General features: G+C 59.8%; 14 protein-coding genes. 7 read left to right on the top strand and 7 right to left on the bottom strand.

Annotated features, from left to right (window positions below):
* Positions 1-216 precede the first annotated feature (216 nt).
* Positions 217-981: a hypothetical protein gene (locus M2368_RS18355; RefSeq protein WP_105658967.1), complete on the bottom strand. Its 765-nt coding sequence runs from the start codon at positions 979-981 to the stop codon at positions 217-219.
* Between the two features lie 113 nt (positions 982-1,094).
* Between M2368_RS18355 and M2368_RS18360 the strand changes: the two genes are divergently transcribed.
* Both M2368_RS18360 and M2368_RS18365 read left to right on the top strand, forming a co-directional pair.
* On the top strand, positions 1,095-2,285 hold the full coding sequence (locus M2368_RS18360) for an alanine racemase (RefSeq protein WP_105658968.1): 1,191 nt from the start codon (positions 1,095-1,097) through the stop codon (positions 2,283-2,285).
* Positions 2,282-3,583 carry a D-arabinono-1,4-lactone oxidase gene (locus M2368_RS18365; RefSeq protein ID WP_286134401.1) on the top strand — a complete coding sequence of 434 codons (1,302 nt, stop codon included), beginning with the start codon at positions 2,282-2,284 and terminating at the stop codon, positions 3,581-3,583. Before M2368_RS18360 ends, M2368_RS18365 begins: the two co-directional genes overlap by 4 nt.
* Here M2368_RS18365 and M2368_RS18370 read toward each other — a convergent pair.
* Positions 3,580-4,617 carry an endonuclease/exonuclease/phosphatase family protein gene (locus M2368_RS18370; protein WP_105658970.1) on the bottom strand — a complete coding sequence of 346 codons (1,038 nt, stop codon included), beginning with the start codon at positions 4,615-4,617 and terminating at the stop codon, positions 3,580-3,582. The two genes, M2368_RS18365 and M2368_RS18370, sit on opposite strands and share 4 nt — an antisense overlap.
* Before the next feature lie 73 nt (positions 4,618-4,690).
* Complete coding sequence (locus M2368_RS18375) at positions 4,691-6,361, bottom strand: thiamine pyrophosphate-binding protein (RefSeq protein ID WP_133835101.1); 1,671 nt, start codon at positions 6,359-6,361, stop codon at positions 4,691-4,693.
* A 453-nt stretch (positions 6,362-6,814) separates the two neighbouring features.
* Between M2368_RS18375 and M2368_RS18380 the strand changes: the two genes are divergently transcribed.
* Entirely contained in the window at positions 6,815-7,096 is a 282-nt protein-coding gene (locus M2368_RS18380; RefSeq protein WP_105658972.1) for a hypothetical protein, read from the top strand.
* Here M2368_RS18380 and M2368_RS18385 read toward each other — a convergent pair.
* The 4 genes from M2368_RS18385 to M2368_RS18400 all read right to left on the bottom strand — a co-directional run bounded on the left by M2368_RS18385 (position 7,093) and on the right by M2368_RS18400 (position 10,501).
* Positions 7,093-7,338 carry a hypothetical protein gene (locus M2368_RS18385; protein WP_166650884.1) on the bottom strand — a complete coding sequence of 82 codons (246 nt, stop codon included), beginning with the start codon at positions 7,336-7,338 and terminating at the stop codon, positions 7,093-7,095. The genes M2368_RS18380 and M2368_RS18385 overlap by 4 nt on opposite strands.
* Before the next feature lie 120 nt (positions 7,339-7,458).
* Positions 7,459-8,454: a tripartite tricarboxylate transporter substrate binding protein gene (locus tag M2368_RS18390; protein ID WP_133835099.1), complete on the bottom strand. Its 996-nt coding sequence runs from the start codon at positions 8,452-8,454 to the stop codon at positions 7,459-7,461.
* A 39-nt stretch (positions 8,455-8,493) separates the two neighbouring features.
* Positions 8,494-9,999, bottom strand: a complete 1,506-nt coding sequence (locus M2368_RS18395; RefSeq protein ID WP_133835098.1) for a tripartite tricarboxylate transporter permease — start codon at positions 9,997-9,999, stop codon at positions 8,494-8,496.
* A gap of 1 nt (position 10,000) precedes the next feature.
* On the bottom strand, positions 10,001-10,501 hold the full coding sequence (locus M2368_RS18400) for a tripartite tricarboxylate transporter TctB family protein (protein WP_286172352.1): 501 nt from the start codon (positions 10,499-10,501) through the stop codon (positions 10,001-10,003).
* Between the two features lie 138 nt (positions 10,502-10,639).
* Between M2368_RS18400 and M2368_RS18405 the strand changes: the two genes are divergently transcribed.
* The 4 genes from M2368_RS18405 (at position 10,640) to M2368_RS18420 (ending at position 14,529) form a co-directional block, all read left to right on the top strand.
* The gene (locus M2368_RS18405; RefSeq protein WP_133835097.1) at positions 10,640-11,419 is read left to right on the top strand and encodes an IclR family transcriptional regulator; all 780 of its coding nucleotides are present in this window, start codon (positions 10,640-10,642) and stop codon (positions 11,417-11,419) included.
* Between the two features lie 318 nt (positions 11,420-11,737).
* Positions 11,738-12,361, top strand: a complete 624-nt coding sequence (locus tag M2368_RS18410) for an RraA family protein (protein WP_286172351.1) — start codon at positions 11,738-11,740, stop codon at positions 12,359-12,361.
* 20 nt (positions 12,362-12,381) lie between these two features.
* Positions 12,382-13,158, top strand: coding sequence for an NAD(P)-dependent oxidoreductase (locus tag M2368_RS18415; protein WP_133835096.1), 777 nt, complete (start codon positions 12,382-12,384; stop codon positions 13,156-13,158).
* Between the two features lie 33 nt (positions 13,159-13,191).
* On the top strand, positions 13,192-14,529 hold the full coding sequence (locus tag M2368_RS18420) for a TRAP transporter large permease subunit (RefSeq protein WP_133835095.1): 1,338 nt from the start codon (positions 13,192-13,194) through the stop codon (positions 14,527-14,529).
* The last annotated feature ends 6 nt before the right edge of the window (positions 14,530-14,535 follow it).

Genomic DNA, 14,535 nt, shown 5'->3' on the forward strand with positions numbered 1-14,535 from the left:
TTGTTCTCGGCGACAAGGAAAAACTATACACAGGTTTTGGGGGTCCTGCAAATCGGGTGGGTGGTTTTTGACGGTGACCGTGCACACTTAATTCCGGAGCGCCGATTAAAGCCCGGGTTCATGCGGTTCGGTGCTCGCAAAAATCTGTAAAACGCATAAAAATTCGTCTTAAAAGCCGGTAGCCGACCACCTCAGTGGCCGGCTACCGCGATTCAGCTAGTCCTCGACGATCTCTGCGTCAATGACTCTAGGATCATCCAGGGGCAGAGAGCTTGGCGCCACCGTGGGAATGCCGGCGAAGGCCACTGCCGCATTCTCGATCACGCGCTTGGCCATATATCGATTGCCTACGCCACCGATGGCCGCGCCGACCCCAAACGGAACCAAACGGCCGATGGTGCTAGCCGCTTGGGTGCCAATGATCTTGCGCAGGAACTTCTTCTGCATGGTGCGCTGCATTGCAGAGTAGATGCTCGTGGACTTGCTGGCACCGAAGGACTTGGCCCATCCCTGGATTGGACCCCCACCGCGACCTGCGGCCTGGGAAGTCAATCCGGCAATCATCGAGCTGCCCTCATCGCCCATCATGATGCCCATAACCAGGACTCGTGAACGATCCGGATCGTCGATGGCTATGCCGTGCAGCTCTGCCAGGCTTTGCGCATACAGCGCCGAGGCTTCCAGGAAGCCCAGGGTCGCAGCTATGGATAGGCCCAGGGCGATACCGGTACCAACAGCGGGAACGGCTGCGGTTCCACCCACGGCTGCACCGGAACCGGTAACTACGCGCAGGTAATCGCGCTCGACAATAGCTGCCAGCTGGGCAGTAGTAGCGTCAGGGTGCTTTTTGCGCAGCCGCTTGATGTAGGCAAGCACCAGCGGGCGCTGCACGCCGATGCCCTTCATGATGGCGTCCTGCACGCCGGAGCGCGGCTTTCCATCTTTGCCAATCAAAGTCATTGAAATCGGATCGTTTTTCATGATGGCTCCAGCTTAACCGCAAGACCCTGAGAGTTACCTTGGTCTTTGCGCTTTCAAGCAAGCGTCTTGAAAAATTCCTTGAAACTCCCCGACGCTGGTGCAAGAGTTGGCCTATGAAGAACGCTCAGGCCAAACGGTATAACCACGCCTTGAAAAGCGCCGGGATCTCGGAGCATCCGGTCGCGCTGCTCGATCTGGATGCCTTCGATTCCAACGTGATCGCCCTGCGCGAACGGGCCGGAGGTCTGCCGATTCGCATCGCGTCCAAATCCCTGCGTGTACGCAAGGCATTGGAACGGGTCCTGGATGAGCCCGGTTTCCGCGGCGTTCTCTGCTTCACCTTGGCCGAAGCATTATGGCTGGCCAGCCATGGCTTGAAGGACTTGGTGGTTGCCTACCCGCAAACCGATGCCGAAGCGATCAGCCGGTGGGCCGCCAGCGAACAGGCACGCGAAGAGGTAACGCTCATGGTGGATACCCAAGAGCAGTTGGATTTGATCGACAGGATCGCACCGGGGCACGGGCCGCTGAAGGTCGCCCTGGAACTGGATGCTGCCTATTACCCCAGCAGCAACCTCCGTATCGGCGCCGCGCGTTCCCCGCTGACCCGGCCGGAACAGGTCGCCGAACTGGCCGCCCAGGTGCACCGCCGGCGCAACTTCATCTTGGACGGGCTGATGGGCTACGAATCCCAAATCGCTTCGGTCCCCGATGGGGGTTTCAGCCCCAGGGCACTGATCGCCCGCAAGCTGCGCCAAGCCAGCGCCGCCGAACTGGCGGACCGCCGGGCCGAAACCGTGGAATTGGTACGGGAGCTCGGCGACCTGCGGTTTGTAAATGCCGGAGGTACCGGTTCGGTAGAAAGCACCATCCAAGAACCAGCGGTAACCGAAATCGCCGCGGGCTCAGGATTATTCGCGCCCGCGCTCTTCGATTCCTACCGCGCATTCCGCCCCACCCCTGCCCTGTACCTGGGATTCCCGGTAGTACGCCGTCCCGATGAGCGAACGGTCACCATCCTTGGTGGCGGATGGGCCGCATCGGGCCCAGCCGGCAAGGACCGCTTGCCCACCATCGAGCATCCCAAGAAGCTTCGCTACCTGGCCATGGAAGGCGCCGGCGAAGTGCAGACTCCGCTCACTGGCCCCTCGGCGCATCGCATTGCCATTGGCGATACCGTGTGGCTGCGCCATGCCAAGTCCGGTGAACCGGCCGAACGGGTTAATAAGGCGGCGGTGTACTCCAAGGGCAGGATCGTCGAACAATGGCCTACTTACCGTGGAGAAGGGAAAGCATTCCTGTGAGTACTTTCAGGAATTTCGCACGCACCGTGGTCTCCCACCCAGCAGCTGTCCATTCTCCGCGCAGCATCGCAGAATTAGCGCAGAGCCTGGAGCAGGCCGCCGACCAGCACCAGCCGGTGCGCACCGTCGGCGCAGGCCATTCCTTCACTCCGCTGGCAGATACCGACGGGATCTTGCTGAATCTGGATGGCTTTCGCGGCATCGAGGAAGTCGACGCTCGCACCCACGAGGTGACGTTCCGCGCCGGAACCCGGCTCTGGCAGATCCCCGCCCTGCTCAGGCCCTTCAACCTCGCGTTGGAGAATATGGGAGATATCGACAAGCAGTCGGTCGCTGGAGCAATCAGCACCGGCACCCACGGCACGGGCCTGGAATTCAGCGGATTCAGCGCAACGGTCACGGGAGTGCAGATCATGCTGGCCGATGGCACCCATCTGCGCGCCAGCGCGCAGGAGAATAGCGAATTATTCGAGGCGTCCCGGCTTGGCCTGGGAGTACTGGGGGTGCTCACCCACGTCCGGCTGCGGTGCGTTCCCTACTACATGATGCGTGCGGCTGAATCCATCGAACCCATCGGGCAGATCGCCGAAAGCTTTGTTGATCGTGCCCGGCAAGAAGACCACCTGGAATTCTTCTGGTTCCCGGGCACCAGCAAAGCCCAGGTGAAGATCAATACCCGGCTCGACGGCCAGGTCCCTGCCGATCAACCGCCTGCGGTGGCCCGCTGGCTGAACGATGAGCTGCTCTCCAATGGCGCGTTGCAGCTGCTCAGCTCGCTGAGCGCAGCGGTCCCCCGGACCACTGCCAAATTGAATGAGGTGGCTTGCGCCGCCCTGCCGGAGCGCAGCAGCATCGCGCCATGGAATGAAGCTTTCACCAGTGCGCGACGGGTGCGTTTCACCGAGATGGAGTATGCGCTGCCGCTAGCTGGCTTCGATGAAGCTTTCGCGAAGGTGCGAGCGTACTTCAGGCGTTCGGGAGTTGGAGTTTCCTTCCCTGTCGAGGTGCGTACCGCGGCCGAGGACTCCACCTGGTTGGGTACCGCCAGCGGCAGGCAGACAGCGTACATTGCCGTGCACCGCTACATTCGGGATAAGGCTCCGGGATACTTCCCGGCCATGGAAGAGATCTTCCGTTCTTTGGGCGGCCGGCCGCATTGGGGCAAGGAACATAGCCTGCAAGCAGCGGATTTGGCGCAGCTCTACCCGAAATTCAGCGATTTCACGAGGGTGCGCCAAACTGCCGATCCGGAGGGACGATTCCTCAATCCTTATCTGCGGGGTTTGCTCGGCATCTAGAACTGGACATCGGTCCAGATCAGCGGGCTTGATGCTTTCACCAAGTCCGGCACCGTTCCGGGCAGGGGCTGGGAACTGCTTGGCGGATGCTCCTGGATGCGGCCCTGGCCCAATACCTGCCAAGTTGCGCTGGGGACCAGGTAGCTTCCGGAATCATTCAAAGCGTTCGCGCGCTTGAGCCCCTGGAGGAATGGTTCAACGCGATCTGCCGCGTTCTCCTGCAAGCCAAGTGCGCCGGCGATGACATAGCGGTCTTCGCCGACTCCTTCTGCTTGCTCGCCCTCATCGGTGCGAACGTAGTCCTCTCCGGCCAGGTAGCCGGTGAGAACCTTCAACTCATCAGCCTGGCGTGCCTTGGCGAATTCCTGGTCCTGTGCATCTGGCTGGGTTTGGGTCGCAAGAATATGCACCGGCTCGCCACGGTATTGGATGGGAATGTCCCACAGCCCGGTGCTCATCACCGGAATGGAGGCGGCCAGCACACCAGAGAAGTCGGTGTGGTGCATCATGTCGTTGGCAACGTCCTGCCACTTGAGCTGGGAAACGCTGGTGACCTGGTCTTGTGCAATCGGGTACTTCGATAGCACGACAATCGAACCCTGCTCGGCGAATGCGGCCTGGCCCCACGCATCCTCGGCGCCGCCGATGACGCCATCAGCGTTCAGATCGGCACCGCTTTGCAGGCCCTTGGAGCCCACGGCCAGGTAGGAATACCCGTATTCCACATCGGCGCGGGCATCGTCGGGATTGTTCAGATACTGGTCGTTCAGTGCATCAACCGCGTCCTGGGTGGCGTCCATATCTGTCAGAACCACCACGTCCGCATTGGCGCTGCTGATCTTGTCTGCAACCTGCGCCGCCTGGCGGTCGGATCCGCGCATCAGGTTCGCGGGCAGCTCCTGGGGGGTTTCGCCGCTGAGATTTGCCTGGATGGTTGCCACGCGAAGCGAGGTCTCGGAAAGCTGCGCTGCGCTGGCACCCGCCGAGTCGCCAGGGCCAGTGGGTGCAGCAAAAGCGCCGGTTGCGGGGAACATCAAAAGTGCCCCTAGACCCAGACTTGCTGTTCCGACTAATAACTTGCGCACTCAACCACCCTACGACGTTCGGCTACCGCTTGCCACCACCTTTACCGGATTGTAATGCCGCAGCCGCGGCGGCCTTCTTGTTCGCGGAAAGGACCTCGTCCATATAAGGAGCACGCACATGCATCGAGACACGGGCATCCACCAGGCACACGCCCCGGGCTCCGGCATCCACCCACTGCTGGACCCCGGCGAGGTCTTCGAGCGTGTCAACGCGGATTCCGGTGGCTCCCATGGCCTTGGCGATACCGGCGAAATCCACGGTCGGGATCAGCATCGGGTCTTCGTGCAGGCCGACGGATCCGTACTGGTGGATTTCCGCTCCGTACGCGGAGTCGTTGTAGATGACGATTACGCCACTTTCCACGGTGCGAACGATCGATTCGAGGTCCGCCAGGCCCATCAGGAAGCCGCCATCGCCGGCGGCCAGCACGACCGTGCGCCCCTGCGCCGCTGGGCCTGCGCCCACCATGGAAGCGATGCCCAGGCCGATCGACTGGTACGCGGTGCCCACGCAGCTCAAGGAGCGTGCACCGGAGGTCGACCAGTACATGGGCCCCCAGCCGATGAAGTGGCCGCCGTCTTGCACCAGCACGCGATTGGCCGGCAGGATCTTCTCCAGTTCGCTGGCCACGCGGCGCGGATCAAGCTGCCCGTCGGCGGCCAGGTCGTCACCGGCCGGACGGGTGCGCAGATTGGACAGGTCCAGGCCTGAACGCCATCCGCCCTGCGCCTGCTCCACCGCACCGAGCAGGTCCGCGGCGGCCAAGGCCGCATCGGCGGTGGCGAAATAGTCCACGCGCGGGTTGGTGGCGGCGCACCCCAGGTCGATCTGGATCAAGCTGGCATCCTGCGCGACCAGATCGCCAAAACGCATGGTGAACTGGTTCAACGAGGCGCCGAGTACCAATACCGTATCGGCCTGCGCGATGATGCGGGCGTTGGCCTCGGTGGAGAAGCCTCCGGTGATGCCCAAATCGAACTCGTAGTCCAGCAGGTCGCGGGCCAGCAACGTACCCGAGGTGGTGGCGTCCAGCTTCTGCGCCAGCGACTGGACCTGCGCGGCGGCATCGATCGCGCCGCGGCCATAGAGGATGTGGGTGCGCTGCGAGGCGTTGAGCTTTCCAGCGATCTGCTCCAGCTGGGTGGAGTTCAGCTGCGGTGCCGGAGGGGTGCTGCGCAGGGAGGCGAAATCAGGCAGCTGCTCTTCGAGCGAATCCACCGCGGCCAAATCATAAGGGATCGCCAAAACAACCGGCATCTGTTCGCGCAACGCCCGGGCGGCCGCCTCCAGAGCAGTGGCACCCGGGTTGTCGCGGTCAACGACGTAGCGCGGCGCTCGCACTGCTGTGTCGATCGCGGCCTGGTCGACGTCCCAGCCACGCAGGCCGGAAGTTGGCGCGTCGCCGGTGACGAACAGCAGCGGGGTCCGGGCCGCGGCGGCTTCAGCCAGTGCGGTGATGGTGTTGGTGTAGCCGGCACCGTAAGTGGTGGAGGCGATGGCAAGCTTATTGGAGATGCGGAAGTAGGCGTCGGCGGCCGAAACGGCGGCCGATTCGTGGCGCACGGCGGTGTAGTCGAAGCCTGCACGCACTGCGGCGTCGAGGAAGTGGGCATTGCCGTTGCCCATCAATCCGAAGATCCGCGGGGCCAGCGGCTTGAGGGCGTGGGCAATGGCAGCTGAAACGCTAGACATTATGGACTCTTTTCAAGAAATCGTGCTGAAGAAATTCCATATATGTCTGCCGTTACCGGTTGCTGGACCGCAACGGGTATCGCCCCTTTTGAGAGCGCCGGAACCTGGCGGGGCCATGTTCCTGACTCACTGATGATAAGGCAGGAACCGCGCCTGGCGCTAGGCCGCTAGTGCGCCTTCCCATTAACACTTCCCCCGGGGGCGATCTCGCAGCGTTCCGAGCGATGCGTCCACGCACCTCGGTCCTGTCCCCGCGCTTGGCTGCACCGGACGCCGAATGGCGCCACGGCGCCGTGCACGGGGCCAAAAGTTTCACCCGGGCTCGGTGTTCGAGGTCGAAGTGTCATCCGAAAGTACCATGTACAGCAATTTTCAGATTCGATACTATCGAAATAACACTTAGTTGACTTGATCTTTATATGACAACTACCGGACATTATCGAGAAGGAACGCATGCTGAAGTTCTTGGGAATCACCTCTGAAGCACCTGCCGACGGATCAATCCCCGCGTGGCAGGGCGTCTCCAAGAAACACCGGGGCATCGCATTCGCCATTTCGCTTGCGCTGGGATTGGCCACGTTCCTGGTAACCCGCTGGCTGCTTTCCGACCTGCCGCCAGAAGGCTACTTGCCGCTCGTTCCCTGGAACGCGGCCGCCGCCATTCTGCTCATCAGCACGCTGGTGGCCGAGCGCGGATTGATCCGCAACGCGCCCGCCGAAACCTGCGAAATCTAGGCGCCAGAACTGGGGGCGGTACGGAGAGCCGCACTCGCCCCCAACTTCGCGGAACTTCGCTGCTGCTCATCAAGCGCGGCGAACGGCGAATTCAGCAGCGCGACGGGCATTAAGCGCCCGGTGCGATCCGCCAGCCATTCGTCATGGACGAGGCCAGCGACCTGCCCGGCTACGGCGAAACTGCCGATGGAGCGCTCTTCGACTACGGCTTCGGGCTCAGCTACTAGCCACAAACGTCCCATCAACGCAGGAGGGCTTTGGCTGGCAAATTTGCCATCCAAAGCCCTCCTGCTTATTTCATGGAACTCACGGCCAGCCCCGCTGCTGTCCTAAATTTCAGCTCCGCCCGTTCCGATCCACTGCTATTTAGCCTGGACTAATGGCAGGACAGCCTTGTAGTCCCCCTCCTGGCGAGTCCAGAATTCGTCATAGTCGGTCGCATTTTGGTAGCTAGTTGCCAATCCGAGGTTTTCCATCTTTTCAACTACTGCCTCGTCTTCAATCGCAGTTTGCAGGGCAGCTTCCAGCTTCTTGCCCACTTCCTCTGGCAGGCCTTCTGGTGCCGCATAACCACGGGCAGTCGTCGCGATCACGTCGTATCCTTCTTCAGCGAATGTCGGTACGTCCGGCAGCGCGTCGGTGCGTTCGGCATCCATCACCCCGAGCACTCTGGCTTTGCCCTGATTCGCCAAGTCAACTACCTCGCTGATATTCCCGACAAGCACTTCCACGTGCTTGCCCAGGAAGGCGGTAGATGCCTGGGAAGCTCCCTCAGAGAAGTGCACTGGGCTGAATGCAGAACCAGTGGCCTCGTTGATCTGGGCAATCGCGAAATGCTCACCGCCCATCTGCCCTGTGGTTGTTGCATTTAGCGCACCCGGGGTTGCCTTGCTTTCTTCGATCAGATCCTTGAGACTCGAATATTTGCTGTCCGGCTGAACCGCAATCACCATCGGATCCACAACCTGGCGGCCCAGGGGCTGCAGGTCGCTGCGGGTGAAGGCCGCACCGCGGGATTCGTCCATGGGAATGACGACAATTGAAGGCGACCCAACGGCACCAATGGTGTAGCCATCAGCCTTGGCATTGGCCAACGCCGTATAGCCAATCTGACCACCGGCACCTGGTTTGTTTACCACCTCAACGTTGGTCCCGAGCTCTTTTTCGAGTATGGGCTGGATCAGCCGGGCAGCTGTGTCCACAGGTCCACCCGGCGAGAACGCTACTACTAGTTCAACGGATTTGCCGTTTTTGGGGAACTCTTCCCCTCCGCCACCTGATGCTGCGTTGCTTGATCCGCAGCCTGCTGCAGCCAAGGTGAATGCTCCAACGGCAAGAATCGAGATCATGCGTTTCATTGTGTTTCCTTCGGGTTGAGTGAATAGATTTTGCGTTGTCTAGCTTTCGGGGTCTTCAGCTGCCAGCACAGCTGGCTTACGCAATTTCAAGAGCGGACTGCAGACGATTGCCAAGGCGACGAGCAGCAACACCATCGTGATAGGACGATCAAAGAAGATCGCGAAGCTGCCATGCGAAATATCCAATGATTCGCGAAGGGATCGCTCCATCAACGGACCCAGGACAAGTGTCAGGACCATTGGGGCAAGGGGAATATCCAGCCGGCGAAGACCGAGGCCCACCAGTCCGAAGATGATCATCACGAAGACATCGAAAACGGAAAAATTGATCGTGTACGCCCCCACGACCATGAACATCAAGATCAGGCCTGCCAGGATCGGGTATGGAACCTTCAAGATGGAAGTCCACAAGCCGACAAGTGGAACGTTGAGAATAAGCAGTAGTACGTTGCCGATGAAAAGGCTGGCGATAATTGTCCACGCCAATGTGCTATGTTCAGCGAACAACGTCGGCCCAGGAGTCAGGCCTTGCTGCAGGAAAGCTCCCATCAGTACCGCGATCGTAGGCGAGGCGGGAATGCCCAAAGTGAATAGCGGGATTAGTGCCCCGTTGGCGTGAGCGTTGTTGGCAGTCTCGGGACCGGCTACCCCTTCGATGGCTCCTTGCCCGAGCTGGTGGCGGTACTTCGAGAATTTCTTCTCAGCCCCATAGGAAAGCAGGGAAGAAACCGATCCGGTCATGCCTGGAATGAGCCCCATGGCAAAGCCAATGCCTGTACCTCGGGCAAAGGCCGGCGTGCTGCGTGCCCAGTCCGTGCGCGATGGGAGCAAAGCTCGCAAGCCCGGGGCCTGCGCAACGGATTGATTCTTTCCCGGGCGGTAAGACAAGATCTCAGACAAGCCGAAAATGCCTACGATCACGGCCACGAATGACACACCGTCGAGCAATCGATCCATGCCGAAGGTAAAACGCGGAGCGCCCATGACCGGGTCAATGCCCACCATCGAAATCAGCAGGCCCAACGCTCCAGAAATCAAGGCCCTGACCATCGACTTCCCCGCTAGCGCCACCAGCAGCGAGATCCCGACTACAACGAGTGCGAAGAATTCTGGCGGGCCGATGAGCAACCCCAAGCTTCCCAGCGGCTTGGCCGCAATGACCAAGCCGACGGTGGCGATTGTGCCACCGACGAATGATCCGACAGCAGCGATAGTCAGTGCTACACCAGCACGGCCAATCTTCGTCATCTGATAGCCATCGATGGCGGTGATCGCCGAGGCTGCTTCACCGGGCGTATTGAGCAGAACGCTGGTTATTGTTCCACCGTAGGTAGTGCCATAGAAGATAGCGCACAGCATGATGATGGAACCAGCAGGATCGAGGTTCAGAGTCAGCGGGATCAACAATGCGATTCCCGCGACCGGCCCGATACCGGGCAGAACTCCGATAACAGTGCCCAATAGGCAGCCGACAAATGCGAACAGCAGGTTTTGCCACGTCATCGCCTCGGCAAAACCCATCATGAGTTCGTTGAGAACATCCATCTCAAAGTCCAATCAAATTCAAGGGCGGAACAGATGCCAGAGGAAGCGAAACGTGCAGGACCTTTGTGAACAGGTAGAACACGCCTACACTCCCGCAAAGAGAAATCACTACTGCTCTAATCCACCCGATCCGAGCTCGGAAGTTCAGGTGGTACATCAGGAAAGCCAGCATGCTCAGCTGGAAACCGAGAAACGGCAACGCTGCCGCCAGTACAACCAGGCTGGCCACAACCGCAAATACTTGCGCCCGCTCGAAAGCCTCAGCCTCACCCGGCTCCTGTGGCGCGGAACGCTCCTGGATGAACCAGACAATGGCTAGAACAACGAGGAACGCGCCGAGCACCGCAGGAAAGAACCCGGCACCCGGCCCCATGCTGCTCCATAGTCCTAAACTCACCGAACCTATAAGCGCGTACAGACCGACAAGGCCGATGATTGCTTGGCCGGCCACTACCGGCCACACGCCAGGAGGGTTCTGCCTCTCCGTTAGATCGCTCGACACGACTTCCTCCGATTACATAGTTCGTTCAGAAATTTCATACAGTAAAATTGTTTAGCGCTCCATGAAATAGTGACATGACGCACAAGTGGCAGTCAAGGAAGTGTGCCAAATTACAAAATAATTGCGTAGAATGAAATCATGGCGGTAGAAAAAGATAAGTCTGAAGCTCCCAACGGCATGAGGTCACTCACCCGGGCCATTGCCGTATTCGAGCAGATCCAGCGCTACGAACACCCCCGGCGACTCAGCGCAATTGCCGCCGACATGGGGATGAGCTCGCCTACGACCCTGCGCATCCTCAGGGTGCTGCAGGAAGCCGGCCTGGTCAGCCAAACTGACAAGAGCTACCGATTGGGTCCAGCGGTATTGCCTGCTGCCCGAGTTTTCCTGGAGAACGACCCCCTGCCCCGGGTGGCCCAACCAATCCTCCAGCAGCTCTCGCAGGCAACCAAGCTGACAGCGTCGCTCTACACTCGCCTCGGCAGCGAGCGCGTACTGGTTGAACGCGTGGTAGGAGAGACTTCGCTTGGGTACAACTTGCCGCAAGGCCGCCGCCTGCCGCTTACTGCCGGTGCTGCAGGGCGCATCCTCCTTCGTGGTGCCGATGATGACGAACTAACCCGGATCGCCGAATCTTCAAGGCGCCTGCAGTACGAAGCGGAGAATTTCGATCTTGAGGCCATCAGGGTTCGGACACCCCGCCTCGATTCGAACTACGCTATTTCCGAGGATGAGCGCGCACTGGGAATTATTTCCATCGCCGTGGCCGTCCCAGCTCGCCAAGGCCTTCCCACCGAAGCCCTCTCGCTGACCGGACCCATAGCCACGATCCCCCGCGACACACTGGAAGCCAAGGCCCCCGAACTACTCCAGGCAGCTCGACGCCTGTCCGATTTGCTGGCAAGCAGCGTCTACTAGCCGCCCACCAGATAACATCGCGCAAATTCCGCCTTTCGCGTCCGTGCGCCGCCTCGATCCTGCGCGCCATTAAATACCGCGGCACAGGCGCTAGAACCCTCCCGGAATCGCTTTGCCTGGAGCCACGCGCAGCTTGCGCCCCGCTCCTGCAAGGCTGAACCTTCGAAACCTCCCCGCGAAATCCTCCTTGACACTGTGATGCAGAACATGTCATGATTCCATACATCATCAATTAATTGCGTAGTGTGAAATCTAAGAACATATAATGAAATGTTCTCTTGTGAAATTCTGCGCCACAGGCCTTGGAATAGGTGACCAGTGAACCAATCGACTGAATACATACAAGTCAGCCAATCTACGATCGACCGGCTCACCGAGCTTCCTGCTGCCAACATCGGCGATGCCATGCAACGACTTGGAATCGCTTCGGCGGAGATACAAGCCGTCTGGGAAGGAGCCAAGTTGGCGGGTCCCGCCTACACCGTCTGGGTAGCCCCCGGCGACAATGCCGGGATTCATGAGGCGCTCAAGCACGTTCAACCAGGTGAAGTCATCATGGTCAATGGCGGCGGCTACACAGACCGCGCGCTGCTCGGTGAGCTGATCGGCGAACGCGCTGTTTCAAAGGGGGTCGCCGGCTTTGCCATTGATGGAGCGGTGCGAGACGCAGTGGATCTCGGAGAAATCCGCCTGCCAGTGTTTGCCCGTGCTACTAGCCCTGCCGGCCCATACAAGAATGGCCCTTTCGAAATTAACGGCACCATCGCGTTCGGTGGCGTTGCAGTGAGCCCTGGCGATATTGTCATCGGCGATTCGGATGGTCTGGTAATCGTTCCAGCCAGCCGTGCCGAGGAAATCGCCACTGCCGCGGAAGCCGTGCATCTCGACGAGAGCCAGCGCCGCGCGGCCATTCTTGCTGACCGAAATATCTCCCATTCCTAATTATCTAAGGCCCTAACACTATGAAATGTGCACTCATCGGACTAGGTGAAGTCGGGCAGATTTACGCTGCCGCGCTACTCGAAGCTGGACATGAAATCACCGGCTATGATCCTTTCATCAGCGACGCTCCGCAACGCGTGGAACTGGCCCGGTCAGCCGCGGAAGCAGTCAAGGATGCGGACGTCGTTTTAGTTCTGACCGCCGCTGGCGCTGCATCGGAGGTAGCCCAAGAATGCTTGCCCGCAATGAAAGCGGGCTCTGGTTATGCGGATCTGACCAGTTCTTCCCCCAAGATCATGGAAAAACTGGGCTCCACGTCGGGCCAGGTCAACTTCATTGACGTCGCGATCCTCGGACCCGTCATTGCACAGGGGGCAAAAACACCGTTGATGGCCAGCGGCCAAGGAGCGGAGGACTTTGCTGATCTTCTTAAATCTGTGGGAGCACCGGTTGAAGTCGTGGAGGGTGGACCGGGCAGCGCCATGGCTCATAAGCTGCTGCGAAGCGTCTTTACCAAGGGCCTTGCGTCCGTGGTGATCGAGGCAGTTCGCGCTGGCGCCGCTGCGGGACTTGAACCATGGGTCCGAGCAGAGATCTCCAAAATGCTGGCCGGCGACGGCCAGGCAACTATCGACCGCTTCTTGACCGGTACGGCCAAGCACGCAGTACGCCGTGCAGCAGAAATGCGTTCCACCGGCGGATATTTGGAAGACTTGGGCGTCCCCCGTGAAATGACCGATGCCTCTGCCAGTGCAATGGAGCGTATGGCAATCGATAATAGGATGACAGCTGGCTAGCGGCGACGCGGGCGAGCATCGGAAGGAACCATCATGATTGGCATCTGGGCGCTGGGCGTCTACCTCGCGGTCATCATCATTTGGACGGTCTTGCTACGCCGTAACGTCGGTGAAGCAATGATTCTTGGCTTCATCGTCGCCGCAGCATTCAGTGGCAAGCAGATGATGTCCGTTGGCTGGGTTGCGCTCTATGAAGCGCTCACCGATGAAATTGTCTATGCAACAGTGATCTTTGTGTTCATGGGTTACCTGCTCGAACGCGCAGGGGTCATGGAACGCATGATCAACCTGCTGGACTCGTTGATCGGCGGCAGCAAAGGCGGCGCCGCCTACGTGTCCACGGTGTCCTCGGCCGGGTTGGGCAGCATCGTGCATAACCAAGCAGCCATCGCCGCAACTGTCGGTTCAATTACCATCCCATGGATGGAACGATCAAAGATCGACCGTCCTACGGCGGCGACCATCGTGGCTGGCAACGCGGGCATGGGAATCACTTTCCCATTCAGTGCCTCGATGTTCGTCCTGGTGGGTTCCTCAACCGTCGGCCCATTGCTATCAGCAAACGAGCTCATCGTTCCGCTGATTTTTGGCGGGCTCTGGTGCGTTGCGCACCGCCTGGTCGTTACCTATATCTTGGTCCGCCGGAGCGGCGCACAATCAACACCGAAGGAACAACGGCAGCAGCTATCGGTCGCATTCAAGCAAGGATGGACCACGCTGCTATTGTTCGTCGGTGTCGCTTTTCCAATGATCATCACCAGCGGATTCATGGCCGAAGTACTGAGCGAGCATACGGAAACTGATGTGTCCAAAGCTGTCAGCCCGATTTTCTGGATTCCTATCGTATTGATCATTATGGGTTTGCTGCTCGGATTCAGTAAGCTGCCGCGAACGGCCAAAGAATGGTCGCAGATGATCGAGGCTTCCATCCCCCGTTTCGGCATCGTAGGAATTACCGTGCTATTCGCTTTCGCCGGAGCTAATGCCCTGGCAAGCACCGGCTTGCCGGAGCAGTTGACTGCAGTGCTGAACCAGCTTGACTTGCCGGTATGGCTGCTTGCCCTGGTGATTGGATTGATCGTGGTTGCAGTGGCTGCTCCGCTGTCATCAACGGCGACGATGGCCGCCGTGGGAACCGTGGGTGTTGCAGCGCTGGTTGCCGCCGGTGTTCCAGCACCAACTGCGGCGGTCGCAGTGCTGGTGTTCTCCTCTTGTGAAGCAGCCGTACCGCCGGGAGGAGCCCCGTTATACGTCGCGTGCGGCATCGCCGGCGTCAACCCGTATAACACCTTCCGCCGCATGATGCTGTTCTATGCTCTTCCATTGTTGGCAATCGGCGTGCTGATTGCTTCCGGAATCTTGCCGGTCTAAACCCAC

This window comes from Arthrobacter sp. JUb119, from assembly GCF_024807995.1.
Classification (GTDB): Bacteria; Actinomycetota; Actinomycetes; order Actinomycetales; family Micrococcaceae; genus Glutamicibacter.

Bases quoted from the DNA above. Each gene is read 5' to 3' on its own strand.
- M2368_RS18355 (WP_105658967.1), bottom strand. From the start codon at position 981: ATGAAAAACGATCCGATTTCAATGACTTTGATTGGCAAAGATGGAAAG.
- M2368_RS18360 (WP_105658968.1), top strand. From the start codon at position 1,095: ATGAAGAACGCTCAGGCCAAACGGTATAACCACGCCTTGAAAAGCGCC.
- M2368_RS18370 (WP_105658970.1), bottom strand. From the start codon at position 4,617: ATGTTCCCCGCAACCGGCGCTTTTGCTGCACCCACTGGCCCTGGCGAC.
- M2368_RS18375 (WP_133835101.1), bottom strand. From the start codon at position 6,361: ATGTCTAGCGTTTCAGCTGCCATTGCCCACGCCCTCAAGCCGCTGGCC.
- M2368_RS18380 (WP_105658972.1), top strand. From the start codon at position 6,815: ATGCTGAAGTTCTTGGGAATCACCTCTGAAGCACCTGCCGACGGATCA.
- M2368_RS18385 (WP_166650884.1), bottom strand. From the start codon at position 7,338: ATGGGACGTTTGTGGCTAGTAGCTGAGCCCGAAGCCGTAGTCGAAGAG.
- M2368_RS18390 (WP_133835099.1), bottom strand. From the start codon at position 8,454: ATGAAACGCATGATCTCGATTCTTGCCGTTGGAGCATTCACCTTGGCT.
- M2368_RS18395 (WP_133835098.1), bottom strand. From the start codon at position 9,999: ATGGATGTTCTCAACGAACTCATGATGGGTTTTGCCGAGGCGATGACG.
- M2368_RS18405 (WP_133835097.1), top strand. From the start codon at position 10,640: ATGGCGGTAGAAAAAGATAAGTCTGAAGCTCCCAACGGCATGAGGTCA.
- M2368_RS18415 (WP_133835096.1), top strand. From the start codon at position 12,382: ATGAAATGTGCACTCATCGGACTAGGTGAAGTCGGGCAGATTTACGCT.
- M2368_RS18420 (WP_133835095.1), top strand. From the start codon at position 13,192: ATGATTGGCATCTGGGCGCTGGGCGTCTACCTCGCGGTCATCATCATT.